We start from the raw sequence: 25,683 nt of genomic DNA, 5'->3' as shown, positions 1-25,683 counted from the left end.
TAATTCCGGGTTACGGCGTAAGCGAACCTTGCCGTCAGAACCGTAGCCTTGAGCTTGTCGAAAGGCGTTTCTCGAACGAGAACCGTGCTTCGACAGGCTCAGAACTTACGTTTTTGGGGGTGGAGCCCTTAGTGCCGGAAGTGGCGCATGCCGGTGAAGACCATTGCCAGGCCCGCCTCGTCGGCGGCGGCGATGACCTCGTCGTCGCGGATCGAGCCGCCCGGCTGGATCACGGCGGTGGCCCCTGCCTCCACCGCGGCGAGGAGGCCGTCGGCGAAGGGGAAGAACGCGTCCGATGCCACGGCGGAGCCCTCGGTACGCGGGGCCGACCAACCATAGGTTTCCGCCGCCTCGCGCGCCTTCACGGCGGCGATGCGCGCGCTGTCGCGGCGGTTCATCTGGCCCGCGCCGATCCCCGCCGTCGCGCCGTCCTTGGCATAGACGATGGCGTTGGATTTCACATGCTTGGCCACCGTCCAGGCGAACAGGCAGTCCTTCAGCTCCTGCTCGCTGGGTTCGCGCTTGGTCACCGTCTTCAGGTCCGCCTCGGCGATCCGGCCATTGTCGCGCGACTGGACGAGGATGCCGCCGGTAATGCTCTTCATCATGAGGCCGGCGCGCGCGGGATCGGGCAGATCGCCGGTGAGCAGCAGGCGCAGGTTCTTCTTCTTGGCGAACACCGCCTTTGCTGCATCATCGGCATCGGGTGCGGCAACCACTTCGGTGAAGATCTCGGTGATCGCTTCGGCGGTCGGGCCGTCCAGCGGCCGATTGACCGCGACGATGCCGCCGAAGGCCGACACGCTGTCGCATTCCAGCGCGGCGCGATAGGCTTCGATCAGGCTGTCCGCGCTGGCGACGCCGCAGGGGTTGGCGTGCTTCACGATAACCACCGTCGGCGGACCGTCGCGAAACTCGCTCACCAGCTCCAGCGCGGCATCGGCGTCGTTCAGATTGTTGTAGCTCAGCGCCTTGCCCTGCAATTGCTCGGCTTGCGCCACGCCGCGGGCGGATGGCGCGGACGGAATGTAGAGCGCGGCGTGCTGATGCGGGTTTTCGCCATAGCGTAGCTCATGCGCCTTGCGCCCGCCGGTTAGCAGGTTCGCGGGCAGCTTCTCGCCCTGATCGGAAAAGGCGAACCATCCGGCGATGGTCGCATCATAAGCGGCGGTGGCGGCGAAGGTCTTTGCCGCCTGGGCCTTGCGGAAGTCCGGAGTTACCGCGCCGTCATGCTGTTCCAGTTCGGCGAGCAGCGCGTCGTAATCGGCCGGATCGGTGACCACCGTGACATAGGCATGATTCTTGGCTGAGCTGCGCAGCATGCTGGGCCCGCCGATGTCGATATTCTCGATGATCTCGTCCCGGTCCGCGCCCTTGGCCAGCGTTTCGGCAAAGGGGTAGAGATTGACGACGACAAGGTCGATCGGCCCGATGTCGTGTGCCTTCAGCGCGGCCTGATGCTGGGGATCGTCGCGCACGGCCAGCAGCGCGCCGTGGACCTTGGGGTGCAGCGTTTTCACGCGCCCGTCCATCATCTCCGGAAAATCGGTGAGATCGGAGATGTCGCGGACCTCGAGCCCCTGTTCGCGGAGCGCCTTCGCCGTGCCGCCGGTCGACACCAGCTCCACACCGCGCTGACTGAGCGCGCGGCCAAGTTCGGCAAGCCCGTTCTTGTCGGACACCGAGAGGAGGGCCCGCTTGATCGTGACGTTCTTCATCGTCTCATCCCATATGTTTAAGGAGCCAGCCGAGCGAACTGCCGCCCGCCTCCGCCGCTCCGCTGATCGCCAATTGTGTGGTGGGGTGGGGACGCCCGTCGGCATCCACCCAGAGACTGTCTTCGATGGCCAGCGTGCCGCCGGTCAGCCGGAATTGCCACAGGCCGCCGCTCGGAAGACGCAGCACTGCGCCGTTTTCGGTCGCCTGCGCCTCGATCCCGTCGCCCAGATGAAAGCGCAGCACGAAGGGCGTCGCCTCGGTTTTCTTGCGCTTCGATCCGGCGGGCAGCAGCATATCCTCACCGCGAAGCTCCATGCCGTCGTCGCGCAGCATCAGGAGGCGGCGGTGGACGAAGCCGAAGGTGCGGCTGTAGCCGTCATGGCTCGCCTCGATGCGCGTGGCGTTCTCGCCCTCGCGTCGGTCCAGTTCCACTTCCTCGACGCCGCGGCCCAGCTTGCCGCCCGGCAGGATCGACGTGCTGTTCGAATCGGCAAGGCAGAGCGTGGAATGCGCCGCAGTGGAGCGCAGGCCGGTGGCAAGGCCTTGCGATACATGCTTGCCGACCAGCGCCGCGCCGCCGCAATTCACGATGATGCGATCCGGCCCATGGCTGAATTCCAACGCCAATGTAGAGGCGCAGCCGACCGCGCTCTCGCGCGCCAGCGGCGGGGGCGCGGCGTCCAGTTGCAGGACGGAGCGACCGGCGGTAACGCGCTGATAGCCCCAGTCGCGCGCCTGCCGGGCAGGGCGGGCACGCACGCCACTGGCTCCGATCAGCGCGTTCAGTTCGTCCGGGGGGAACACGCCCGAGCCTTGCCAAGCCCCCAGGCCGCCATCGGCATGGGTCAGGCCGGTGAGCGCGGGTACCGCGCGTTCCAGCGCCTGATCGATGAAGGCAGGGACCATTTCCTTGCGCTTGCCATAAGCATCGCGCAGCAGCGCGAGCATGTGGATCGCCTCCACCAGGGCAAGCGGCGAGCGGGAGACGATGCCGCCGTCCGGAAAGATCGCGCTCGCGATCGCCTTTTCCAAGCCCGCTTCGCCCACGATCTTGCGCGCCTTGCCGTCCGGGATCAGCAGCGCCGCGGCGACGAGCCCGGCCCAGGCGACGAGGCGATGGCGGCCCTCCGGCGCGCGCTGGGCGGCGCGGTCCAGATGGCGGGCATTGCGGGCGATCGCATTCAGCACGCGGCTGCGGTAGATCAGATCGCTGCTCGACAGGATATAGGGCGCGTGCGCGGCCCAGTTGACGAAGCGCCAGGCGCAATTGTCCGCGCGCCAGGCGGGTTCGGCCACCTTCATGCCATGATGATCGAGCCACGCGTCCATCAACCGCTCGGCGGTTTCGGTGCCCTGCGCGCGGCTGGCCACCGCGGCAAGATCGCGAAGCCAGGCGAAACGGTGGATGTAGTTCTGGAAATCAGACGGCAGTTTCTCGAGCCGATCCTCCACCTTATCGAAGGGAAGCTTGATGCCGCGGAAAAGGAAGCGGCCTGCACGCAGCGCATCGCCGCGCACCGGATCGCCGGGCAGCGGATCGTCCGGAACGGCGTAGAGGCGCGGCGGCAGCTTGCCGGTAAGCCGCATATTGTGCAGCGGCGTACGCCAGGTGAGCTTGTAGAAAAGGCCCGCAAGCTGTTCGGAAAGGGACGCCGCAGGGCCGGACTCCCGCACCATGAGCGCGCGGCCTTCCTCTGCAGGAGACTCGCGGCGCTGGCCGGTCATTCGCCCCTCAGGCCTGCGATATTCTCGGCATATTTGTCGGGGCCGCCGCGGAAGGTGGCGGTGCCGGCCACCAGCACGTCTGCGCCCGCCGCAATGGCGCGCGGGGCGGTACCGGCATCGATACCGCCGTCGACTTCCAGGCGAATGTCGCGGCCGCTTTCATTGATGCGGCGGCGGATCTCCGCGATCTTGTCCAACTGGCTTTCGATGAAGCTCTGCCCGCCGAAGCCGGGATTGACGCTCATCACCAGCACCAGATCGATATCGTTCAACAGATAATCGAGCGACGATAGCGGCGTTGCCGGATTGAGCACGATGCCCGCTTTCTTGCCGAGCGCCTTGATCGACTGCACGGTGCGATGCGGATGGGCACCCGCTTCCGGGTGGAAGGAGATGATGTCCGCGCCGGCCTCGGCAAAGGCTTCCAGATACTGGTCGACCGGAGAGATCATCAGATGCACGTCGAACGGCTTGTCGCTGTGCGGCCTCAGCGCCTTCACAACGGCGGGGCCGATCGTGATATTGGGCACAAAATGGCCGTCCATCACATCGACATGGATCCAGTCGGCCCCGGCCTGATCGATGGCGCGCACTTCCTCGCCGAGTTTCGCAAAATCGGCAGAGAGGATCGATGGGGCGATACGAACGGCGGGATGGGCCATCGGGGCGAACTAGCGATGCGGGGCCGTCATCGCAACGGCCACGGGCACCGCCTTTGTGGATAAATCGTGCAAACTCTGTGGATCAGGCCGCTTTTTCGAACCGCGCGATGAAAAATCCGTCGAGCCGGCCAGCCTCGGGCAGCATCGTGGGCAGCGTCCGGACATATCCGTCTTCGCTCGGCGCGATGAAGCCGGGCAGCTCGTCCGATCCGACGGGCGCGGCGGCGAAATCGCTATGGCGATCGAGGAATGCCGCAGCCTGCGCTTCGCCTTCCTCGGGTTCCAGCGAACAGACCGCATAGACCAGGCGGCCTCCCGGCGCGACGGCAGCGGCGGCGCGGTCCAGCAAGCTGGATTGCAGCTCGGCGCGCTCCGCAATGTCGCGCGGACCGATGCGGTGGATCACGTCGGGATGCCGGCGGAAGATGCCGGTCGCCGAACAGGGCGCATCGAGCAGAACTGCATCGTAAAGCTGCGGCGGCTGCCAGTCGGTGGCGTCGGCAGCGATGGTTTCGGCCGTGAGCTGCGTGCGCTTCAGATTGTCGCGCAGCCGCTCAAGTCGCCGCTTGGACTGGTCGAGCGCCGAGACGGTCCAGCCGCCGCTCGCCAATTGCATGGTCTTGCCGCCCGGCGCAGCGCACAAATCGAGCGCTGTGCGACCATTGCCCTCGCCCAGCAGGCGGACCGGAAGCGACGCGGCAATGTCCTGCACCCACCAGGCGCCGTCGTCGAAGCCGGGCAGGGCGGTGAGATCGGTGCCGCGGGGCAGGCGAACATGATGATCGGCGAGCGATACGCCGCCGAGCTTTTCCGCCCAGACGGCGGCGTCTTCGCGCGATTGCAAGGTAAGATCGAGCGGGGGCGGGGCGGCGATGGCCTGCGCTGCCGCTTCGACCATGTCCGCGCCCCAATGGCCGGTCCAGCGCTCTTGCACATCGCCCGGCAGACGCGGGGTTTCGGGCAGTTTTGCGCCCTTGCGCATTAGCGTGCCGAACACGCCGTGGACCAGCCGCCGCGGTCCGCCGTCGACCAGCGGCAGTGCGGTGGCGATCGCCGCATGTTGCGGCGTGCCAAGGACCAGCGCCTGCACCAGCGCGATGCGCAGAACGCTGCGCGCCTTGGCATCGTCCGGCAACGCGCGCTTGGTGGCGCTGTCGATCAGTGCATCAAGATCGGGCAGGCGGCGCAGTGCTTCCGATGCAATGGCGAGCGCCAGCGCGCGGTCGTCGGGCCGCTTCAGCCCCTGCGTCGCGCCGCCCATCGCCTGGTCGAGCGATTCGCCCCGGCGCAGCACGGCGTCGAGCAGGCGCAAGGCTGCGCGGCGGGCGCCAAGGCCCTCGACCGGTGCGGAGGAGGTCAGCGGCCGCGGCCCAGCGGATCGAGCGCGCTGCGGGCGCGTTTGCCCGCTCCGCTGCTGGGTACGGTGGGTTCGGGCACACGCTTGCCATACATGTCGCTGCGGAGCCGATCGACGGCGGGCGTGCGCGGCGATCCCGCCATGGCACGCAGCTTCGCGATCCGGTCTTCGGTGGCAGGATGGGTGGAGAACATCTGCTTGATACCCACAGGAACGATGTAGAGCTGCGCCGCGGCAGGATTGCGCTCGGCAGCATGGTTCGGGATCGCCTGCGCGCCGCGAGAGATTTTTTCAAGCGCGCTGGCGAGGGCGTTAGGATCGCCGCTGATCTCCGCGCCCGCCTTGTCCGCACCATATTCGCGCGTGCGGCTGATCGCCATCTGCACGATCATCGCGGCGAAGGGGGCCATGATGACGGCGGCAAGACCGGCCATGCCCGCGCTGCGATCGCGAAAGAACAGGCCGAAATTGGCGACCATCGAGACCGCACCCGCGATGGTGGCGACCATCGTCATGATCAGCGTGTCGCGGTTCTTCACATGGCCCAGCTCATGCGCCATCACGCCGGCCACTTCCTCGCGGCTCAGCATGTTCAACAGGCCGCTGGTGGCGGCGACGGCGGCATGTTCGGGATCGCGGCCCGTGGCGAAGGCATTGGGGTGCGGATCGTCGACGATATAGACCTTGGGCATCGGCAGACCGGCGCGCTGCGCCAGCCCTGCGACCAGGCCGTAATATTCGGGATGGCTCTGCCGGTCGACCTCCTGCGCATGGTGCATCTTCAGGACCATCTTGTCGGCATTCCAGTAGGTGAACAGGTTCATGCCCGCCGCGAGCAGCAGCGCGAAGATCGCACCCTTCGGCCCGCCAATGGCAAAGCCGAGCGCCATGAACAGTGCGGTCAGCGCCGCCAGCAGCATCATGGTTTTAAACTGGTTCATAAGTCCTCTCGTCGTCCCCCGCTTGCGATGGGAGCCCCTGCGAACGATATGGGAAGCAATGGTCGCCCCTTCAATCGGCGCCGCGCAGAGCGAAAGGTAAGCAGGATGGATCGTCCCGTCGCGAAGAAACGCCCGCCTCATCTCGATCCGGTCGAGCCGTTGCCGCCGAGCCCGCCGGTGCCGGAGCCGGAGCCGATCAGCGAGGAGCGCAAAGAAGAGCTGGAGAAAAGCCCGGTACGCTATGGCGACTGGGAACGCGAAGGTATCTGCTGGGATTTCTAACGCGTCCTCGGCCGGGCGGCGCGGACATGCCGCTCAGTCCTCGGGCACCATATCCGCGGCGGTCCAGCCGTCGAGGAAATCGATCAGCCCGCGTTCGTGCCGCGTCAGATATTTGGTCTTGCGCGGCAGCTCCAGCTTCTCGCGCCATTCCTCCTGCCCGTCCTTAATCAGCGCGACCACTGCGGGGTGGACATAGCTGTTGCGCGCGATGGTGGGTGTGTTGCCCAGATCGGCCGCGACTTCGTCCATCACCGATTTCAACGTCATGTCGCCCTCGCCGTCGGCCAGCAATTCGAAAGCGTGGGCCGAGGCGGACCAGGTGCGGAAATGCTTGGCCGAAAAACTTTCGCCCATGCTGTCGCGGATATAGTCATTCACATGGCAACTCTGTACCGCATGCGGTTCCCCGTCATCGTCGATATATTGGAACAGATGCTGGCCGGGCAGGTCCTCCATCTTCTTTACGATTGCCAGCAGCTTGCGATCGGTGATCGCCACTTCGCGATGCTTGTTCGATTTCGCTTTGAAACTCAGCGTCAGCTTGCGGCCCGTGCGCTTGGCGTGACGGCGGCGCAGCGTTGTGGCACCATAGCTCTTGTTGCGTTCGGCATATTGCTCATTGCCAACGCGGATCGAAGTGAGGTCGAGCAGGCGCACCATCGCGGCGACCACGCGGTCCTTGTCCAGCTTCCGGCCCGAAAGGTCTTCGTCCAGCCGCGCGCGAAGCAGCGGCAGCTTGTGGCCGAAGGTTCGACACGCTTCGAACTTCTCCCCCTCCCGCTGCGCGCGGAAATCGGGGTGATAGCGATATTGCTTGCGGCCCTTTTCGTCATAGCCGGTCGCTAGAATATGGCCGTTGGAGGCGGGGCTGAACCAGGCGTCTTCATAAGCCGGGGGGAAGGCGATGGCGTTCAGCCGTTCGATCTGATCCTTGTCGGTGATCCGCTTCCCATCGGGGTCGAAATAGCACCAGCCCTTGCCTTTTTTCTGCCGGGTGATGCCAGGTAGGTCGTCATCGACATAAATCAGCGCTTCACCCAAGGTCCGTTCCTCACACGCGCGCCGCCAGCCTGCGGTGCGAGCATGGAAACCGCCGCCATGATGATGCGTTCCACCTTTGGACCCGCAAGTTCGCCGGACGGTTATCCTGTTTTAAAATGAAACTCTGTCAGACGGATAGCTGCCAGGTCCGGAAACTTTGTAACCGAAACTGGTTTGTGCCAATCGGAACTTGATTTTGTTGATGTCATATCGGAGCAGGCGAGGCTCATGAGCCAAAGCGATCCAGACAGAAATGCCCAATCTTCGGCCACGTCGGAGGATGTGCAGGACGATCTGGCGGCACTGCGCGCCGAGCGCGATGCGCTTCGCCAGGAGCTTAAGCAGTGCCGCGCCGAATTCAGCGCGCTCCGCGAACACGCACCCATCGGAATCGCTACGTTCGATCGCGAAGGAAATTATGTCCGCGTCAATAAGTGGCTGGCGGACTTGAATGGCCTTCCTGCCGAGGAACATCTCGGTCGCAGCGTTGCCGAAATCGTGCCCAAAATGAGCCAGGTGGCCAAATCCTCCATCAGGCAGGTGATTGCGACAGGCGAGCCGATCCGGGGCGAGCGCGTGATGGGCTTTGTCAACGAGCGGAGCGAACGGTCGCGCGTGCTGGAAGTCGAATGGTATCCGACGTTCCAGGACGACGAGGTGGAGACCATCACGGTCTTGGTCTCGGATGCGACCGAGGCCGAGCGGCATGAGCTTTTTGCCAAGCACATGATCCGGGAACTTCAGCACCGCGTAAAGAACTCGCTGGCGAACGTGATGGCTCTCGTCGAACAGGCCCTGCGCTCCAACCGTTCCAAGGAAGATGTGCTGCATGTGCTGCGGGAGCGGATTACCGCGCTTGCGAAAATTCATGGCAAGCTGTCGGAGCGCAATTGGGAATCGATCGATCTGACGGTGCTGGTCAACCAGGAATTTGGTCACAAAGATCGGCAGGGACAGCTCGATATTGAAGGGCCTTCACTGGAGTTCGGCCCGCAATCCTCGCTCGCCATGTCGATGGCGCTGCATGAGCTTGCCGCCAATGCGCGGCGTTTTGGTGCGCTTTCCTGCCCCGCTGGTCGCCTCTCGATCCACTGGAATATCAGCGGCACGGGCGATGATGCTTATCTTTTCCTGCGTTGGCGGGAGACGGGATGTAGCGTGCTGGAAGATCGGGGATCGCCCGGCTTCGGCTCACGCCTGATCGCGACCAGCGTGCGTAACGCCTTGCGCGGCGAACTTACCGAACATTGGCTCGACGATGGCCTTTGCGTGGAAATGCAGCTGCCCGTGTCCTTCATCGGACCGCCGAAGCGGGAATTTCCCGCCGCCGGCGTATCGTCGGTCAGTCGAGCTTCTTGATCAGATCGAGAAAATCATCCGGGACGCCCTCGTCCACAGTGGACTGATAGGCGTTTCGAAGCGCCTGCGCGATCGGGTCAGAATCCTTTTGGATCGGATCAACATTTTTTGGCTTGGACGCGGAGTCATCGCCCTTCCGGTTGTTCTCCGCTTTGCCCACCGACCGATCCTTTTTCACATTGTCCGTCATTCAGGCGGTCGCGTCTAGCATGGGGTGGTGGCCAGTCAAATCTTTCCCTCCGCGGAATTTTCATGCGTTTGCCAATTACCGGCATCATCGCTAGATTGTTGCTGCGTGCCGAAACCAATTGGCTTCAAAAAGGTTTCATCGCGGGGCAGGGCGGCCGATATCGGCTTGTTGGCCTTGCCGGCGGAAACGATCAACACGGATTTCAGGGAACTCATGAGCGAAAAAACCTTGGGCGAAAAACTGGCGCCCCATCTCCCCTATGTGCGCCGCTATGCGCGTGCCTTGACCGGCAGCCAGCAGTCGGGCGACGCAATCGTTCGCGCTACCTTGCAGTCGATTGTGGAAGCTCCGGAGGAATTCCCCCGCGATCTTGAGCCGCGCATTGCACTGTACAAGACGTTCGAAGCCTTCTGGCGGGCGAGCGAAGAGGCCGGCCCTCAAGGGTCCGATCCGGATGCCGGCAACGACTTCATTGTGCAGAAGCGCCTGGCCGATCTCACGCCCAAGTCGCGCCGCGCGCTGCTGCTGACCACCATGGAAGGCTTCAGCGAGAGCGAAGCCGCCACGCTTCTGGGTGAGGATGTCGATACGGTCCGCGCGCTCGTGCGCGAAGCCACCGACGAGATCGATCGCCAGACGCATGCCCGCGTACTGATCATCGAGGACGAGCCGATCATCGCGATGGATATCGAGACGATCGTGACCGAATCGGGCCATGACGTGGCTGCCATCGCGGTCACCCGCGACGAGGCGGTGGCTGCGGCCAAGGAGCATAACCCGACGCTGGTTCTGGCCGATATTCAGCTGGCCGACAACAGCTCAGGGATCGATGCGGTGAAGGACATTTTGTCCGATCACAAGGTGCCGGTGATCTTCATCACGGCCTTCCCGGAGCGGCTGCTGACGGGCGAAAAGCCGGAACCCGCCTTCCTCATCACCAAGCCGTTCCAGCGTGATACGGTGAAAACCGCCATCGCTCAGGCGCTGTTCTTCGACGGCATGAACGTCGCGGCCTGAGGCCGCGCGCGTATCACATCTTGTGGACAGGACCGTCCCGCTTATCTAGGCGGGGCGGAGAAGAGGGGTTTGCCATGAATGATGAGAACCGAAACGAAGATATCGATCTCGACAAGGATCGCGCCCGCGCCGGCTCCACGCCGCATATCGGCCGCTATGTCCTGGCGATCGGTACGCTGATCGCGATCGTTGCTCTCAGCATCATCTGGATCTCGGGTTCGAAATAATGGTTGGACCGGTCCGACAGGGCCGGTTTTTGGGTTGAAAGCGAGTTAATGGCTGAAAAAGAGCCGCACGAAGTTCTGACAGACGAGCAGTTCCGTCAGCATCTTACCGAGGTGCTGCCGCAGCTGCGCGCCTTCTCGCGCTCGCTTACCGGCAGCCAGCCGGAGTTCGCCGACGATCTGGTGCAGGATGCCCTCCTGCGCGCCTGGAGCGCGCGGGCCAGCTTCAAAGCCGGCACCAATTTCCGCGCCTGGATTTTCGTGATCCTGCGCAACCTGTTCCTTTCGGAAATGCGCCGCTCCAAATTCAAGGGCGAATGGAACGAGATCGCGGCGGAAAAGCTGCTCGTCAGCCCCGTCCATCAGGAACGCCATATCGAACTGGCCGACATGCAGCGTGCGCTGGCGAAGCTGCCGGTGGGGCAGCGCGAATCGCTGATCCTCGTCGGCGCGGGCGGCTTCTCTTACAAGGACGCGGCCGAGATTACCGGCGTTGCCGTCGGCACCGTGAAGAGCCGCGTGGCGCGCGCCCGCACGGCGTTGGAAGAGATCATGGCCGGTGACGATCCGCTGCCCGATGCCAAGGCCGGCGAGAGCCAGCCTTTCGAGGAGCTGATGGACCGCCTCGATACCATTGCCGAAGGCCGCGGCGACGCCTGATCCGGGCTTCGGGTTTTTCCACCGAAATCAGTGAAAATCGCGCGACTTCGGCAACACGCTGACGTTGCGCGGATGGCGGCGTATGCCGACGCTTGCGGGCAGCGGCGCCTTCACATGATCGGCGCGCGCGACGCGGGGGCTGAGGAGGTCTTCGGATAGCGACAGTAGCCGGTCGGTGCCGTCGGTCAGCTTGTCGACCACGACGTGCAGCACATCGGGAGCATCATTGCGCTTGTCCTGCTTTTCGTCGCGCTGGATGCGCCCTTCCACCTCCATCAGCCGCGCGCCCATGATGATCCTGCGATACTCTTCCATCACGCTGGGCCAGATGACGAGGTTGGACACGCCGGTCTCGTCCTCCAGTGTGATGAAGCACACACCCTTGGCGCTGCCGGGGCGCTGGCGGATCAGCACCACGCCCGCCACCTTCACCCGGCGGCCGCTGCGCACGGTCTTCAGCGCATCGTTCCGGGTGAACCCGCGCCGGGCATAATCGGCCCGAAGGAAGCTGAGGGGATGCGCCTTCAGCGACAACCGCGTGGTTTGATAATCGGCCACAACATGTTCGGGCAGCGGCATGGCGGGCAGCGCGGCGGCGCTTCGTTCCTGCCCCTCGTCGCGCGCGGCGGCAGCGGCGAACAGCGGCAGATCGGGCACATTTTTGAGCGCGCGCACTTCCCACAAGGCCTGGCGTCGATCGAGTCCGATTGAGCGGAAGGCGTCCGCTTCGGCTAGGCGCTGCAACACCGGCACCCCAAGCCCGGTGCGCTCACGCAGGTCCGCCACCGAAGCAAAAGGCGCGCGCTGCCGCTCCTCGACGAGGCGCTCCATATCCGGCTGCTTCAGCCCGTCGATCTGACGGAAGCCGAGGCGCATCGGGTGGAGATGGGTAGGGGGGGACCAGGTCGTGTCTCTCTTCTCGCGTGCAGGAGACTTTGGCTCCGCTTCCAACGCGTTGTCCCAGCCGCTTTCGTTCACGTCCGCGGCGCGCACCTCCACGCCATGTTCGCGCGCATCGCGCACGATCTGCGCGGGCGCATAGAAGCCCATGGGCTGCGCGTTCAGCAAGGCCGCGCAGAACACGTCGGGATAGTGGCATTTGATCCAGCTGGAGATGTAGACGAGGTGCGCGAAACTGGCCGCGTGGCTTTCCGGAAAGCCATACTCACCGAAGCCCTTGATCTGATCGAAGCAGCGATGGGCGAATTCGGGATCGTAGCCGCGCGCGATCATGCGGCCGACCATCTTGTCCTGATGCGCATCGACCATGCCGCGCGAGCGAAAGGTGGCCATCGCCTTCCTGAGCTGGTTCGCCTCCTCCGGCGTGAAGCGTGCGGCGTCGAGCGCGATCTTCATCGCCTGTTCCTGAAAGATCGGCACGCCCAGCGTGCGCTTCAGGATATTCTCCAGCTCGTCCGGCTCGCCATGCTCGGGCGAAGGCGAGGGGAATTCGACCACTTCCTTGCCCGATCGGCGCTTCAGATAAGGGTGCACCATGTCGCCCTGGATGGGGCCCGGCCGCACGATCGCCACCTCGATCACCAGATCGTAGAATTGGCGCGGGCGCAGGCGCGGCAGCATGTTCATCTGCGCGCGGCTTTCCACCTGGAACACGCCGATGGAATCGGCGCGGCACAGCATGTCGTACACCGCATCGTCCTCGCGCGGCACGTCGGCCAGCGTGAAGCGGTGCTCATGATGCGCATCGATCAGATCGAACGCCTTGCGGATGCAGCTGAGCATGCCGAGCGCCAGCACATCGACCTTCAGGATGCCGAGCGCGTCGATATCGTCCTTGTCCCACTCGATGAAACTGCGCTCGGGCATCGCGCCATTGCCGATCGGCACGGTCTCGCTCAGCGGGCCTTCGGTCAAAATGAAGCCGCCGACATGCTGGGAGAGGTGGCGCGGCATGCCGATCAGCTGGTCGGCCAGTTTCAGCACGCGCCGCAGCTGCGGATCGCCGAGGTCCAGCCCGGCCTCGCCCACGCGCTTTTCTTCCACTTCGCTGCCCCAGCTGCCCCAGATCGTTCCGGCCAGTGCGGCGGTAACGTCTTCGGACAGGCCCATCACCTTGCCCACCTCGCGGATCGCCGAGCGCGGGCGGTAGTGGATCACGGTGGCGCATAGCCCCGCGCGGTGGCGGCCGTAGCGGCGATAAAGATACTGGATCACCTCCTCGCGCCGTTCATGCTCGAAATCGACATCGATATCAGGTGGTTCGCTGCGTTCTTCGGAAATGAACCGCTCGATCAGCAGCTCATGCTCGGCCGGGTTCACCCCGGTAATGCCGAGGCAAAAGCAGACCGCGCTGTTGGCGGCCGACCCGCGGCCCTGGCACAGGATCGGCGGCTCCCGGCTGCGCGCGAAATCGACGATGTCTTTGATGGTGAGGAAATAGCGCGCGATCTTCATCTTGCCGATCAGCACCAGTTCCTTGTCGATCAGCGCGGCGACCTTTGCCGGTACGCCGCCGGGATAGTGTGCCTGCGCCCCCGCCCAGGCCAGATCGGCCAGATGCTCGTCCGCGTCGCGCCCGTGCGGCACCGGGTCTTCGGGATATTCATAGTGCAGTTCGGTGAGCGCGAAGGTGCAGGCATCGGCCAGATCGCGTGCGGCGGTGATGGCGTGCGGCCACAGCGCGAACAGGCGCACCATCTCCTGCGGGGATTTCAAGTGCCGCTCGGCATTGGCGTGGAGCAGATAGCCCGCATCCTTCAGCAGCACCTTCTCGCGGATGCAGGTCATCACGTCCTGCAGCGGGCGGCGGTCCGGCGCGGAATAGTGCACGTCGTTGGTGGCGAGGATGGCCAGCCCATTCGCTCTGGCCAGCGCGTCGAGCCGGTTGATCCGCGCAATATCGTCGCCGCGATAGAGCCAGGCCGCGGCGATGTGGCGCATGCTCGGCAGGCGCGCGGCCAGATGCGGCAGCAGCGTCTCGATGGTACCGGTGAGCGGGGCGGAGTGGACGAGGCGAAGCGTCGATCCCTCCTCTCCGTCGTCCGGCTGGGGTAGCGTTTCGATGGCGAACCTCTCCTCCCAATCCGCAGGCGGAAGCAGGACGAGATGCACCCCCTCGGCATGGCGCTCCAGCATGGCGAGGCTGATCTGGCACACATCCTTGTCCTGCCAGTCTCCCTCCGGCGTGGCCATGCGGCCCGCCGAGATCAGCGCGCACAGGCGGCCATAAGCGGCGCGGGTTTCGGGGTAGGCAAAAAAGGCAAGGCCCTCTGTCGTCTCGATCCGGCAACCGATCACGGGGCGCACTTTCGCGGTCGACAGCTCGACATGATGGCGCACCACCCCGGCCATCGTGTTGATATCGGCAATGCCCAGCGCATCGTAACCCAGCTCCAGCGCGCGCACCGCCATGTCCACCGCATCGGATGCGCCGCGCAGAAAGCTGAACGGGCTCATCAGCCCCAGCTCCACGAAGGGCGCGCGGGGATTGGGCTGAAATTCATCGCCGATCGCCTTCAGCGTGCGTTTTTCGGGGCCTTCACGATCCGGCATGGTTCAGACAGCCATGGCTCAGGCAAAAAGCCCGTGCAGATACCAGTCGGGCGCGCCGCCCCGCCCATCGCCGACCAGGCCGTTGCGATAGATCCAGTAGCGCCCGCCCGCCTCGTCCTCCACGCGGTAATAATCGCGCAGCCGTGCGGTCGATTTCTCACGCCACCATTCGGGCGCGATCCGTTCGGGCCCCTCCACGCGCACCACCTCATGCTGCGCGCGCCGCCAGGTGAAGCGGCGCGGCACGCCTTCGGGCGTGATGTAGAGCACCGAAATCGGCTCCGGACTGTCGAGCAGCCGCAAGGGGCGCTGGTGGAAGGGCAAGGGAAGCTGGCGGGGCGTGCGGTTCGGCCCGGCCCGCGGCGGAGATGCTAGATCGGCATCCACCGCGCTCCGCCAGCGCACCGAGCGTTCGGGCATATGGCTCTCGCGCGGCTCGGGCACGCGCACATTGCGGCGGCCGAGGCGCACCACCAGCCGGTCGATCATGCCGGCGAGCAGCGCGTCATCCGCCACCTCGCCCGACAGATCGGGCTGCGCGGCGTCCAGCGCCTCGTGCCATAAGGCGGTCAGCGCAAAGGCATCGAAGCCGAAGCCCGCCTCCAGCCCTTCCAGCCGTTCGGTGAACAGCTTCGTCATATGCGCCGGATCGCGCGTGGGGCGGGCCAGCTCCGCCTCCAGCCGCGCGACATGGCCGTCCACGCGAAACGCCTCGAACCCCAGCCGCCGCGCGCCGCGATGGCGTTTGCGCAACGAGACCGATAAGCGCTCGCTCAGCCCCTCCAGCACCGGCAGCAGGATGGAAACATGCAGGATCGGTTCGGCCACGCGGGCGAAGGCGCGCTGCGGCGGCTCGGTCTCCAGCGCGGGGATCGCCTCTTGCGCGCGGCCCAGCGCCTGATCGATCCGGATCAGCGGGTTGGCCGCCGGATCGCGCCGGTTGCGGAAGCGCCGCACCAGCCCTTCGCGCGGCACGGCGGCGAGATCGCCGATCGTCTTCAGGCCGAGCCGTTTCAACAGCAGCACCGTGGCACCGTCGAGCCGGAGCGCGGCGACCGGCAGGGGAGCCAAAGTGGCGGCTACATCCTCCAGATGGACGCCGGGATTATCGGCATATCTCGCCAGAGCCCAGGCAGCGGCGGCGGTGGGGGCCATGGCGGCGCGCGCGCTGTAGCCCGCCGCCCCGATCCGCGCGGTCATATCGGCCAGCGCCGCCGCTTCGCCGCCGAACAGATGCGCCGCGCCGCTGGTGTCGATCAACAGGCCGTCCGCGCCGTCGAGCGCGCTCCACGGCCCCCAGCGGCGGCACCACAGGGTCAGTCGTTCGAGCAGCGCGGCGTCGCCCTCTGCATCATGCGGCTGCGCAGCGAGTTCCGGGCAGATCGCGCGGGCATCGGCAAAGCGGCCCCCCGCCTTCACCCCGGCATCTTGCGCGGCGGCGTTTACCGCTTCGATGACGAGCCCGTGCGTGCCTTCGCTCACCAGGGAGGTGGGCGCAGCGGCGCTATCCGGCCTGGCTTTCTCCCAGCGCTCGATCGCCAGCTTCGGGAGCCAGATCGAGACGATTTGCCGCGCCGTCATGATGCAGCGTCCAGGTGGCGGGCGCGCGGGTGCGCGATCGGAACAGCTCTGCGGAAAAGGCGGCGGTGCCCGGCGCAGCGGGGTTCCAGCGATGCGGCGGGGAGGGCGCGGGGCCGATCCGCCAGCGCTGCCGCGCGCCCGAAAGGTTCGGCGCGCCGCCGATGCGCAGCAGAAAGGCCGGCACCCCATGCTTTTCGCTCGCCACCGCCAGCCGCCGCGTGGCCGTGAAATCCAGCGCCGCGGGCTCGCCCCATAATTCGCCGATCACCGCGCTCAAGGCCTTGCATCGCAGGCCCTCCTCCATCGCCCAGAGCGCGTTTTTCGCGTTGGACGCGGCGACATGGATGATGTCGCAGCCGAACGGGCTGCCATGCGGAAAAGGCCGTCCGCCCTCGCGAATCGCCGTGCGCTCCTGCACCCAGAGCAGCGGCCGATCGCACGCGCCCAGTTGTGCGAGCGCGAAGCCGGTGCCGCTCGCCGGATGGGGACCGGGGAAGATTTCCTGCAAACACGGCGCGAAAGCCCCGTCGAGCGAGGGGTCCGGGGCCGTTTCGGCGCGGGGATCGAGGCGTGACACATGGAACATAAGGCGAATCGGGAATGGATTTGTTCGCATTATGTTCCGGTCACAAGCGGAGTCAATCGGGGTGGGCTTTGGTTCAACGTCACCCTGTAAACCGCCCTCAAGAACCGTAGTCCTGAGCCTTTCGAAGGACGCCTATCAGGAACGCGCCAACTACCGGCAGCTCTCATCCGAGAAGCGCCCCTCGACAAGCTCAGGGCTACGGAGAACAGGCAACCGTTACAAAAACCGTAAGTCCTGAGCTTGTCGAAGGACGTTTCCCGGCTAAGCTCGACCGATGGCTTTCTGGACCTATATGCTGCGCTGCTCGGACGACAGTTTCTATGTAGGCCATACCGATGATCTCGAACGCCGCATCGCCGAGCATCGATCCGGCTTTTATACCGGCTATACGTACAAGCGCCGCCCCGTCACGCTTGTCTGGTCACAGGATTTTACGGAGCGGTACGAAGCTAAGGTCGCCGAGAAGCAGATCAAAGGTTGGGGCAGGCCGAAGAAAGAAGCGCTGATAAGAGGCGATTGGGAGGCGATTTCGCTTCTGGCAAAATCCGGGTCGGGGCGTTCCTGACACGTTGTCGCGCTGGACCGAGAAGCGCCCTTCGACAGGCTCAGGGCTACGGAGAACAGGCAACCGTTACAAAAACCGCAAGTCCTGAGCTTGTCGAAGGACGTTTATCCGTCGCGCGCCGACCATCCGCCCTCAAACGAAGTTTGCCGCCACCTCTTTCGGCACGCGGATCAGGCGGCCGCTGGCGCGGTCCAGGATGGCCCAGGTGGTCTTGGCCGAGACGACGACCTTTCCCGCGCCGTCCAGGAAATCCACGCGCCGGTCGAAGCGCGCGCCCCTCGGCGTGCCGTCGACCCAGGTGCGGCCCGTTACCGGCTCGCCCGCTTTCACATTGCCGCGATAGTCGATCTCGTGCCGGGTCACGACCCAGACATAGGCCGCGACATGCGCCGGATCGGCCACCGCCTGCCAGTGGCTGGTCGCCATGTCCTGAATCCAGGTGACCCAGACCGCGTTGTTGACATGGCCGAGTTCGTCGATGTCCTCCGGCGCGGCGGTCCAGCGGCGTTCGAACGGTTCGCTCACGCCGCCTCCACCATGCCCATCTGCCACAGGATGAAGGCATATTCTTCCGCCGTTTCCTTCAGGCTTTCCCACCGGCCGGACTTGCCGCCATGGCCTGCGCCCATATTGGTCTTGAGCAGCAGGACATTGTCATCCGTCTTGCGGGCCCGCAGGCGCGCGACCCATTTGGCGGGCTCCCAATAGGTCACGCGCGGATCGTTGAGACCGGCGGTCACCAGCATCGGTGGATATTCCTGCGCGCGGACATTATCGTACGGGCTGTAGCTGCGGATCAGCTCGAACGCGGCCTTGTCGGTCAGCGGATTGCCCCATTCGGGCCATTCGCCCGGCGTCAGCGGCAGCGAGGCGTCGAGCATGGTGGCGAGCACATCCACGAAGGGCACATGCGCCACCACCGCGCCGAACAGATCGGGCTCCATATTGATCACCGCGCCCATCAGCTTGCCGCCCGCTGAGCCGCCGCTGATCGAGATGCGGCCCTTCTGCGTATAGCCCTGATCGATCAGCCCTTTGGCGCAGTCGATGAAGTCGGTGAAGGCGTTCATCCGGTGCTCGCGCTTTCCGGTGAGGTACCAGTTGCGGCCCAGATCGTCGCCTCCGCGGATATGCGCGATGGCGAAGGCGAAGCCGCGATCGACCAGGCTGAGCCGTGTGGTCGAAAAGCCCGGCGGAATGGCGATGCCATAGGCGCCGTAGCCGTAGAGATGCAGCGGGCCACCTTGCGGCCTGTCCTTGCGGTAGAGGATCGAGACGGGGACTTCCGTGCCATCGCGCGCCGTGATCGACAGCCGCTCGGTGGTGTAGAGCGAGGCGTCGTACCCGCTCGGAATTTCCTGCACCTTCAGCGTCTCGAGGCGGCGCTCGGCGGTGTCGTAGTCAAAGACGGTGCTCGGCGTGACCATCGAGTTATAGCCGATGCGCAGCACCGTCTGGTCGAACTCGGGATTGTTGCCGAGCCCGGCGACATAAGCTTCCTCGGGAAACGCCACCGGCTCGATCCGCGCGGGATCGTCATAATAGCGGATATCGATCTGATCGAGCCCGGCGCGGCGGCCCTCGACCACGTAGAAATCGCGAAACGCTTCGATCCCGGTAAGGTAGAACTCGTCCGATCCGGCAATCAGCTCGGTCCAGCGGGACGGATCGTCCAGCGGCGCGGTGACGAGGCGGAAGTTCACATGCGCGTCGTTGGTGAGGATGTAGAGCAGCCCTTCGCGCTCCTCGACATCATATTCAACGCCGGTTTCGCGCGGACGCACCAGGATCGGCTCTGCCGTCACATCGTCCGCCGGGATCAGCCGGACTTCGCTCGTCTCATGGTCGCCGCTGGCAATGACGAGGAAGCGCCGCGAGCTGGTTTCGCCCACCGACACGCGAAAGCCTTCGTCCGATTCGTGGAAGAGCTCAATATCCTCCTTCGGATCATCGCCGAGGCGGTGGAGGCGCGCATTGTCGGTGCGCCACTGTTCGTTGGCGAGGCAATAGAGGAAGCCCGAACCGTCGGCGGTCCAGACGAGATCGGACAATGTGCCGGGGATGGCGTCGGGCAGGTCCGCGCCCGTTTCCAGATCGCGCACGCGCGCGGTGTAGCGTTCGGACCCGTTGTCATCGACGGCATAGGCCAGCAGCCGCCCGTCGGGGCTCACCGACATCGCGCCCAGGCTGAAATACTCCTTGCCCTCGGCCATCGCCGGCTCGTCGAAGATCAGCGCCGCCTCGCCCGAACCGTCGGCGGCCTTGCGCCAGTGCTTGCGATACTCCGCGCCCTCTTCGAAGCTGACCCAATAGAGCCAGTCGCCATCCTTTTGCGGCACGCTCTCGTCGGCTTCCTTGATGCGTCCGCGCATCTCCTGGAACAGCGTGTCGATCAGCGGCTGCTGCGGCTCCATATGCGCTTCGAACCAGGCATTTTCCTGGTTGAGGTAGTCCAGAATTTCGGGGTCATCGACCGTGGGATAGCCCTTGTCGCGCAGCCAGGCATATTCGTCTTCGTTGACGATGCCGTGATGTTCGCTGGAGGCGGGGCGGGGCTCGGCGCGCGGCGGAATGTTGTGCGTTTTCATGAGCGCCGATGTGCGCGGGCGCGGGGGCGGATGCAAGGGCGCGCCCTTTCGAAAACCGCCGGGAGGCCCTATATTCGCGCGCAACCAAGATGATCACGGAACAAAGGCCCGCCGCTATGCTGATGCAGACCCACGAAAACCGCCTCGCCGCCCTTCGCGAAGAACTCGGACGACGCGGGCTGACCGGGTTCGTGGTGCCGATCGCCGATGAGCATCTGTCCGAATATGTCGGCGAATATGCGCAGCGCCTGCAGTGGCTCACCGGCTTTGCAGGCTCGGCCGGCAGCGCCATCGTCCTGAAGAACAAGGCCGCAATCTTCGTGGACGGGCGCTACACCGTGCAGGTGCGCGATCAGGTGGACGAAAAGCTCTTCTCCTACGTCCCGCTGGCCGACATGAGCATGACCGACTGGATCCGCGCCAATGCGAGCGAAGAGGATGTCATCGGCTATGACGCATGGCTCCACACCCGCAGCTGGGCGAAGGAGGCCGGGCAGGCCGCCGCGCGCCGCGGCGCGAAGATGGTGGCCGTGGACGGCAACCCCATCGATTCGGTCTGGTCCGATCAGCCCGAAAAACCCGGCGCGAAGCTGGACGTCCAGCCGCTCGAATATGCCGGCAAGTCGCATGGCGAAAAGCGCGCCGAGATCGCCGCATGGCTGGAGGAGGAAGGCTATGACGCCACCGTCCTTACTGCGCTCGATTCCATCGCCTGGACGTTCAACATCCGCGGCGGCGATATCTCCAACACGCCGGTCGCCATCGCGCATGCGCTGGTGCAGGCGGACGGCACCGCGACCTTGTTCGTGGACGAGACGAAGCTGACGGATGAGGTCCGCACGCATCTGGGCAATGAAGTGTCGGTGCGCGGCTATGACGATTATGCCGCCTCGCTCGCCAATCTGGCCGGCAAGGCGGTGGCGGTCGATCCTGAGCGCGCGCCGGCTGCGATCTTCGAGGCGCTGGACAGCGCGGGCGCGAAGATCGCCGAAAAGCGCGATCCTTCGGTGTTGATGAAGGCGATCAAGAACGAGGCGGAAATCGAGGGGCACCGCGCCGCGCAGGCGCGCGACGGGGCGGCGCTGGCGCGCTTCCTCAAATGGATTGGCCAGACCGCGCCGAAGGGCGGTCTCGACGAGCTGACCGCCGCCGCGAAGCTGCGCGAACTCCGCGCCGAGGGCGGCGAACTGCGCGACATCAGCTTCCGCACCATCTCCGCCAGCGGTCCGCACGGCGCGCTGCCGCATTATAGCGTGAACGAAGAAACCAACCGCGAAATGCAGGTGGGCGAGCTCTATCTGGTCGATTCGGGCGGACAGTATCGCGACGGTACCACCGACGTCACCCGCGTCGCCGCGATCGGCGAGCCGACGGCCGAGATGGTCAAGCGCTACACGCAGGTTCTTAAAGGGCATATCGCGCTGGACATCGCCGTTTTCCCGAAGGGCACCACGGGCGGCGCGCTCGATACGCTGGCGCGTCAGTTCCTGTGGAAGGACGGCGTCGATTACGGCCACGGCACCGGCCACGGCGTGGGTGCCTATCTGGCCGTCCACGAAGGGCCGCAACGAATCGCCGCATTCGGCGGGTTCGCCGAGCCGCTGAAGGCCGGGATGATCTGTTCGAACGAGCCGGGTTATTACAAGGAAGGCGATTTCGGCATCCGCATCGAGAATCTGGTGCTGGTCGAGGAACGCGCGATCGACGGCGCGGAAAAGGATATGCTCGGCTTCGAAACGCTCACCTTCGCGCCGCTGGAGCGCGAGTTGATCGATCCGTCGCTGCTGACCGACGAAGAGCGCCGCTGGGTGGACGATTATCACGCCCGCACGCTGGAAGTGGTCGGCCCGCAACTGGACGGCGATGATCGCAAATGGCTGGAAACCCGCTGCGCGCCGCTGGGGTGAGCACATGACACTCTAAGAGACCGCAGCACTGAGCTTGTCGGAGTTGCAGACGGCCCCGCGGGGCCGTCTGCGTTTCTCGCCGTGATGCTGCCACCGATAAACCTGCTTCGGAGTCGAAGACGGCGCATGGCGCCACCGGCTCAGCACTTACGGAATTGGGCGGGGCTAGTCCTCAGGCGCGGACTGTGCGGAGTTTCCGTCCGCGTCCCCTGCCTTCATCTCGCGGCTTTGCGTCTTGCGGCGTCTTAGATTCGCGCGAAGCTGTTCGGCCAGGCGGGCGGCCTTCTCGTCCTTGGCCCGGTCATTCGCGTCGTTTCGGTCGGTCATCGCGGGCGGGATTAGCAATATCGCCTGCCCCCGCCAAGCTGCCCCTTGACTTTCCCGCCCCTCCGCTCCCATAGGGCCGCCTTCTAGCGCGGCCCCTTGGCCGGCATGGATCTGGTACGCTGCTGTAGCTCAGTGGTAGAGCACACCCTTGGTAAGGGTGAGGCCGAGAGTTCAATCCTCTCCAGCAGCACCAGCCTTCGCCCTTCGGGCTTCGGCTGGCGAGCCAGCCTGAAGCGCGATGTAGGGTGAAGGCTGTCCGCCGAAGCCTTGGCGTAGGTGGACGATTGGTAGGCCGCTTATGCACTATGTATATATCCTGCAGAGCGCTGAGCATCCCGATCAATTCTATACGGGACTGACAAACGATCTCGATCGCCGACTGGCCGAGCATAATCGGGGGCATTCGCAGCATACCGCCAAATTTGCGCCGTGGACGTTGTGTTCCTGTCACGGTTTCACGACTCGCGAACGGGCTGTACGCTTCGAAAGCTATCTGAAGAGCGGTTCCGGTCGTGCGTTCGCCGCCAAACGCTTGCGCTGAACCATTCTATCCTTCCCCCCGTTTCACCAACATCCTACAGCGCCGCCCATGCGCTTCTTTTCCGACAATGCCGCCCCTGTGCATCCCAAGATTTGGGAGGCGCTGCGTGATGCGGACAGCCTCGATACCGCTTATGACGGGGACCGCTGGTCCGCGCGGCTGGACGAGGCGTTCAGCGAGCTATTCGGGCGCGAATGCCGGGCGATGGCGGTGACAACCGGCACCGCGGCCAACGCGCTCGCATGCGCCGCCATGGCCGCGCCGCATCAGGGCATATTGTGCCATGAGGAGGCGCATATCGAGGTGGATGAGGCCGGTGCGCCGGGCTTCTACACCGCGGGTGCCAAGCTGATGCTGCTGCCCGGAAAGGGCGCGAAGATCACCGCTCAGGCGCTCGAAACGCGGCTCGATGCGATTCGGCCCGACGTGCATCAGGTGCAGGCGGCGGGTATCTCGATCACGCAGGCCACGGAATATGGGCTGGTCTATTCGCCCGAGGAAGTGGCCGCGATTGCGCAGCTCGCCAAGGCGCGCGGGCTGAAGCTGCATATGGACGGCGCGCGCTTCGCCAATGCGGTGGCGCGGCTGGACGGGAACGGGCGCACGATCACCGAGGGCGTCGATCTGCTGAGCTTCGGCTGCGTCAAGAATGGCGGGATGAGCGCGGAGGCGCTCGTCTTCTTCGATACCGATCTCTACGCCGCCTCCGAATATCGCCGCAAGCGCGCAGGCCATCTGCTTTCCAAGGGCCGCTATCTCGCCGCGCAGCTGCTGGCGATGCTGGACGGCGATCTCTGGCTGGAGAATGCACGCACCGCCAATGCCGCCGCCGCGCTGATCGCCGAGGCTGCGGGTGAGCGGCTGCTCTATCCGGTAGAGGCGAACGAGGTGTTCCTGCGTCTCACTGCGGACGAGGCGGCGGGTCTGCGAGACAAGGGCTTCGATTTCTACGATTGGGGAACGGGTGCGGCCCGGCTGGTTACGAGCTGGCAGCATGAAGAGGCCGATGTGCGCCCGCTGGCGGACGCGATCGGGGCTTTGTGAGGGCGCCTGACAGCGGGAAAAATACCATGAGCCCTGAGCCTGTCGGAGTCGCAGACGGTCCACCGGACCAACGGCGTTTCTCGAACGAGAACCGTGCTTCGACAAGCTCAGCACTTACGGATGAGGGGCGAGTTTCGGTTTCGGGGGGAGAACCAGACCTCTCCCTCCTTACCCCGCGCATCCTGTTTCCGTTCATTCTGGTGGCTCTGATCTGGGGCGGGACGTGGATCGTGATCCGCGATCAGCTAAGCTCCGTGCCGCCGACCTGGTCGGTTTGCTATCGCTTCATCGTCGCCGCGATCGGCATGGCGGTGCTGGCGCGGGTGCGCGGTCAGCCGCTGCGGCTGCCCGCCCGCGCCCATGCCATCGCGCTGATGCTGGGCGCGAGCCAGTTCGTCCTCAATTTCAACTTCGTCTACAATGCCGAGCGGTTCGTGACTTCGGGCCTGGTCGCGAGCACTTTTGCGCTCTTGATGCTGCCCAACGCGCTGTTCGGGCGGATATTTCTGGGGCGGCGGCTGGAGCCGAGCTTCTTCGTCGGCACGGGGATCGCCATCCTGGGCGTGGCGCTGTTGTTCGTGCAGGAATATCGCGCGATGCCGGCGAGCGGGCGAGACGTGGCTTTCGGCATTCTGCTCACCATCGGTGGCATTCTTTCCGCCTCCTTCGCCAATGTGCTGCAGGCGGCGCGGCGCGTGCAGGCCCTGCCGCTGCTGACGTTGCTTGCCTGGGCGATGAGCTATGGCGTGCTGTTCAACGCCGTCATCGCCTTTGCCAGCTTCGGCCCGCCGGTGATCGATCCGCGTCCGGCCTATCTCTTCGGCATCCTGTATCTCGGGCTGCTGGGTTCGGTCGTCACCTTCCCGCTCTATTTCGGGATCGTGCGCGCCATCGGCCCGGGGAAAGCGGCGTATAACAGCGTGCTCGTGCCTGTCGTGGCGATGGCGCTGTCGACGCTGTTCGAGGGCTATCGCTGGTCTCCGCTGGCCGCGGCGGGCGGCGGGATCGCGATGCTGGGCCTGCTGGTGGCGATGCGCGCGCGGCGCTAAAGCAGGCTTTTCAGCCCCGCCTTATAGTCCGGATAGAGCGGCTTCCACCCCAGCACGCGCTTGGCCTTGCCGTTCGCGACGCGGCGGTTTTCGGCGTAGAAGCCGCGCGCCATCGGACTGAGGCCCGCCTCGTCCATCGTCTGCAGCGGCGGCGGTTCGATGCCGAGCAGGCGACACGCATGTTCGGTCACTACATTGTGGCTGGCGGGCCGATCGTCGCCGATATTGTAGAGGCCCGGCGGCGCATCGAAGCTCGCCTCCACCGCGCGGCAGATATCGGTGACATGGATGCGGCTGAACACCTGGCCGGGCAGATCGATGCGGTGTGCGCTGCCGTCCCGCACCTTGTCTAGCGCGCTGCGGCCGGGGCCGTAAATGCCGGGCAGGCGGAAGATGCGCACCCGCTCGTCCAGCTTTTGCCACCCCGCGTCCGCCTCCGCCCGCGCGCTGCGCCGCCCGCCGCCGATGGGGGCGCTTTCGTCCACCCAGGCGCCGCCCGCATCGCCGTACACGCCGGTGGAGCTGAGATAGCCGATCCAGCGCGCCGGGGCGGCGGCCACCGCGGCGCCGTAGCGGGTGAGCACATCGTCCTCCCCCGTCTCCCGGCTCGGCGGTACGGAGGACAGGATGTGGCTCGCATGGCCAATGGCGGCGCGCACGCTCTGCACGTCGGTGAAATCGAGATTGCCCGCGCTGCCGGTCGCGTCGATCCGCCAGCCTTGTTCGCGAAGACGCTCCGCAAGGCGCGATGCCGTATAGCCGAGGCCGAAGATGAGCATATGCATGGGCTTCTGCCTAACCCACG

At 65.2% G+C, this 25,683-nt stretch carries 25 protein-coding genes and 1 tRNA gene; 11 read left to right on the top strand and 15 right to left on the bottom strand.

The window, feature by feature from the left end; all coding sequences use genetic code 11:
- Nucleotides 1-128: 128 nt before the first annotated feature.
- The 5 genes from purH to htpX all read right to left on the bottom strand — a co-directional run bounded on the left by purH (nt 129) and on the right by htpX (nt 6,404).
- On the bottom strand, nt 129-1,718 hold the full coding sequence (gene purH, locus I6A82_RS01715; RefSeq protein WP_198093468.1) for a bifunctional phosphoribosylaminoimidazolecarboxamide formyltransferase/IMP cyclohydrolase: 1,590 nt from the start codon (nt 1,716-1,718) through the stop codon (nt 129-131).
- A gap of 4 nt (nt 1,719-1,722) precedes the next feature.
- Nucleotides 1,723-3,444, bottom strand: a complete 1,722-nt coding sequence (locus tag I6A82_RS01710; protein ID WP_198093467.1) for a heparinase II/III family protein — start codon at nt 3,442-3,444, stop codon at nt 1,723-1,725.
- On the bottom strand, nt 3,441-4,106 hold the full coding sequence (gene rpe, locus I6A82_RS01705; protein ID WP_187334744.1) for a ribulose-phosphate 3-epimerase: 666 nt from the start codon (nt 4,104-4,106) through the stop codon (nt 3,441-3,443). The genes I6A82_RS01710 and rpe overlap by 4 nt, the downstream gene beginning before the upstream one ends.
- A gap of 82 nt (nt 4,107-4,188) precedes the next feature.
- Nucleotides 4,189-5,466, bottom strand: coding sequence for an RsmB/NOP family class I SAM-dependent RNA methyltransferase (locus I6A82_RS01700; protein ID WP_198095443.1), 1,278 nt, complete (start codon nt 5,464-5,466; stop codon nt 4,189-4,191).
- A complete protein-coding gene (gene htpX, locus I6A82_RS01695) occupies nt 5,463-6,404 on the bottom strand; it encodes a zinc metalloprotease HtpX (RefSeq protein ID WP_198093466.1) in 942 nt (313 codons plus the stop codon). The genes I6A82_RS01700 and htpX overlap by 4 nt, the downstream gene beginning before the upstream one ends.
- 105 nt (nt 6,405-6,509) lie before the next feature.
- Here htpX and I6A82_RS01690 point away from each other — a divergent pair, with 105 nt between their 5' ends.
- The gene (locus I6A82_RS01690; RefSeq protein WP_187334742.1) at nt 6,510-6,686 is read left to right on the top strand and encodes a DUF1674 domain-containing protein; all 177 of its coding nucleotides are present in this window, start codon (nt 6,510-6,512) and stop codon (nt 6,684-6,686) included.
- Between the two features lie 33 nt (nt 6,687-6,719).
- Here I6A82_RS01690 and I6A82_RS01685 read toward each other — a convergent pair whose 3' ends face one another.
- Nucleotides 6,720-7,727 carry a DNA topoisomerase IB gene (locus tag I6A82_RS01685; RefSeq protein ID WP_198093465.1) on the bottom strand — a complete coding sequence of 336 codons (1,008 nt, stop codon included), beginning with the start codon at nt 7,725-7,727 and terminating at the stop codon, nt 6,720-6,722.
- 228 nt (nt 7,728-7,955) lie between these two features.
- On the opposite strand from I6A82_RS01685, the gene I6A82_RS01680 reads away from it, so the two are divergent.
- Nucleotides 7,956-9,086, top strand: a complete 1,131-nt coding sequence (locus tag I6A82_RS01680) for an HWE histidine kinase domain-containing protein (RefSeq protein ID WP_198093464.1) — start codon at nt 7,956-7,958, stop codon at nt 9,084-9,086.
- Here the strand turns inward: I6A82_RS01680 and I6A82_RS01675 are convergent.
- On the bottom strand, nt 9,070-9,276 hold the full coding sequence (locus tag I6A82_RS01675; RefSeq protein WP_198093463.1) for a NepR family anti-sigma factor: 207 nt from the start codon (nt 9,274-9,276) through the stop codon (nt 9,070-9,072). The genes I6A82_RS01680 and I6A82_RS01675 overlap by 17 nt on opposite strands.
- Nucleotides 9,277-9,311: 35 nt before the next feature.
- Nucleotides 9,312-9,491: a hypothetical protein gene (locus I6A82_RS01670; RefSeq protein WP_187334738.1), complete on the bottom strand. Its 180-nt coding sequence runs from the start codon at nt 9,489-9,491 to the stop codon at nt 9,312-9,314.
- Between I6A82_RS01670 and I6A82_RS01665 the strand changes: the two genes are divergently transcribed.
- The 3 genes from I6A82_RS01665 to I6A82_RS01655 all read left to right on the top strand — a co-directional run bounded on the left by I6A82_RS01665 (nt 9,490) and on the right by I6A82_RS01655 (nt 11,177).
- Nucleotides 9,490-10,293 (top strand): response regulator, encoded by an 804-nt coding sequence (locus I6A82_RS01665; RefSeq protein ID WP_198093462.1) that lies wholly within the window; start codon nt 9,490-9,492, stop codon nt 10,291-10,293. The two genes, I6A82_RS01670 and I6A82_RS01665, sit on opposite strands and share 2 nt — an antisense overlap.
- 74 nt (nt 10,294-10,367) lie before the next feature.
- Nucleotides 10,368-10,520, top strand: a complete 153-nt coding sequence (locus I6A82_RS01660; protein WP_187334736.1) for a hypothetical protein — start codon at nt 10,368-10,370, stop codon at nt 10,518-10,520.
- A gap of 48 nt (nt 10,521-10,568) precedes the next feature.
- Complete coding sequence (locus I6A82_RS01655) at nt 10,569-11,177, top strand: sigma-70 family RNA polymerase sigma factor (RefSeq protein ID WP_198093461.1); 609 nt, start codon at nt 10,569-10,571, stop codon at nt 11,175-11,177.
- A gap of 27 nt (nt 11,178-11,204) precedes the next feature.
- On the opposite strand, the gene I6A82_RS01650 is transcribed toward I6A82_RS01655, so the two are convergent.
- From I6A82_RS01650 to I6A82_RS01640, 3 genes are read right to left on the bottom strand one after another with little or no spacing between them, the layout of a single operon-like run.
- Complete coding sequence (locus I6A82_RS01650) at nt 11,205-14,690, bottom strand: error-prone DNA polymerase (RefSeq protein WP_198093460.1); 3,486 nt, start codon at nt 14,688-14,690, stop codon at nt 11,205-11,207.
- An 18-nt stretch (nt 14,691-14,708) separates the two neighbouring features.
- Nucleotides 14,709-16,271 carry a DUF6504 family protein gene (locus tag I6A82_RS01645; RefSeq protein WP_198093459.1) on the bottom strand — a complete coding sequence of 521 codons (1,563 nt, stop codon included), beginning with the start codon at nt 16,269-16,271 and terminating at the stop codon, nt 14,709-14,711.
- Complete coding sequence (locus I6A82_RS01640; protein WP_198093458.1) at nt 16,195-16,857, bottom strand: ImuA family protein; 663 nt, start codon at nt 16,855-16,857, stop codon at nt 16,195-16,197. Before I6A82_RS01640 ends, I6A82_RS01645 begins: the two co-directional genes overlap by 77 nt.
- Before the next feature lie 274 nt (nt 16,858-17,131).
- Between I6A82_RS01640 and I6A82_RS01635 the strand changes: the two genes are divergently transcribed.
- On the top strand, nt 17,132-17,422 hold the full coding sequence (locus tag I6A82_RS01635; protein ID WP_198093457.1) for a GIY-YIG nuclease family protein: 291 nt from the start codon (nt 17,132-17,134) through the stop codon (nt 17,420-17,422).
- Nucleotides 17,423-17,554: 132 nt separating this feature from the next.
- Here the strand turns inward: I6A82_RS01635 and I6A82_RS01630 are convergent, their stop codons facing one another.
- Nucleotides 17,555-17,947 (bottom strand): acyl-CoA thioesterase, encoded by a 393-nt coding sequence (locus I6A82_RS01630; RefSeq protein ID WP_187334731.1) that lies wholly within the window; start codon nt 17,945-17,947, stop codon nt 17,555-17,557.
- Nucleotides 17,944-20,010 (bottom strand): S9 family peptidase, encoded by a 2,067-nt coding sequence (locus I6A82_RS01625; RefSeq protein ID WP_198093456.1) that lies wholly within the window; start codon nt 20,008-20,010, stop codon nt 17,944-17,946. Before I6A82_RS01625 ends, I6A82_RS01630 begins: the two co-directional genes overlap by 4 nt.
- A gap of 122 nt (nt 20,011-20,132) precedes the next feature.
- Here I6A82_RS01625 and I6A82_RS01620 point away from each other — a divergent pair, with 122 nt between their 5' ends.
- Nucleotides 20,133-21,917 (top strand): aminopeptidase P family protein, encoded by a 1,785-nt coding sequence (locus I6A82_RS01620; protein ID WP_198095442.1) that lies wholly within the window; start codon nt 20,133-20,135, stop codon nt 21,915-21,917.
- Nucleotides 21,918-22,082: 165 nt separating this feature from the next.
- Here the strand turns inward: I6A82_RS01620 and I6A82_RS01615 are convergent, their stop codons facing one another.
- The gene (locus I6A82_RS01615; protein ID WP_198093455.1) at nt 22,083-22,244 is read right to left on the bottom strand and encodes a hypothetical protein; all 162 of its coding nucleotides are present in this window, start codon (nt 22,242-22,244) and stop codon (nt 22,083-22,085) included.
- Nucleotides 22,245-22,362: 118 nt separating this feature from the next.
- Between I6A82_RS01615 and I6A82_RS01610 the strand changes: the two genes are divergently transcribed.
- The 4 genes from I6A82_RS01610 to I6A82_RS01595 all read left to right on the top strand — a co-directional run bounded on the left by I6A82_RS01610 (nt 22,363) and on the right by I6A82_RS01595 (nt 24,878).
- A tRNA-Thr gene (locus I6A82_RS01610) sits at nt 22,363-22,437 on the top strand.
- Between the two features lie 105 nt (nt 22,438-22,542).
- Nucleotides 22,543-22,785, top strand: coding sequence for a GIY-YIG nuclease family protein (locus I6A82_RS14710; RefSeq protein ID WP_198093454.1), 243 nt, complete (start codon nt 22,543-22,545; stop codon nt 22,783-22,785).
- A gap of 48 nt (nt 22,786-22,833) precedes the next feature.
- Nucleotides 22,834-23,829: a threonine aldolase family protein gene (locus tag I6A82_RS01600; protein ID WP_198093453.1), complete on the top strand. Its 996-nt coding sequence runs from the start codon at nt 22,834-22,836 to the stop codon at nt 23,827-23,829.
- A 26-nt stretch (nt 23,830-23,855) separates the two neighbouring features.
- Nucleotides 23,856-24,878 carry a DMT family transporter gene (locus tag I6A82_RS01595; RefSeq protein WP_198093452.1) on the top strand — a complete coding sequence of 341 codons (1,023 nt, stop codon included), beginning with the start codon at nt 23,856-23,858 and terminating at the stop codon, nt 24,876-24,878.
- Here the strand turns inward: I6A82_RS01595 and I6A82_RS01590 are convergent.
- Entirely contained in the window at nt 24,875-25,657 is a 783-nt protein-coding gene (locus I6A82_RS01590; RefSeq protein WP_198095441.1) for an SDR family NAD(P)-dependent oxidoreductase, read from the bottom strand. The genes I6A82_RS01595 and I6A82_RS01590 overlap by 4 nt on opposite strands.
- Between the last annotated feature and the right edge of the window lie 26 nt (nt 25,658-25,683).

The sequence above is a fragment of the Novosphingopyxis sp. YJ-S2-01 genome, from assembly GCF_016093175.1.
Lineage (GTDB): Bacteria > Pseudomonadota > Alphaproteobacteria > Sphingomonadales > Sphingomonadaceae > Novosphingopyxis > Novosphingopyxis iocasae.
The sequence above is the reverse complement of the archived record's forward strand: the minus strand, read 5'-3'. Positions and strand labels throughout refer to the sequence as shown.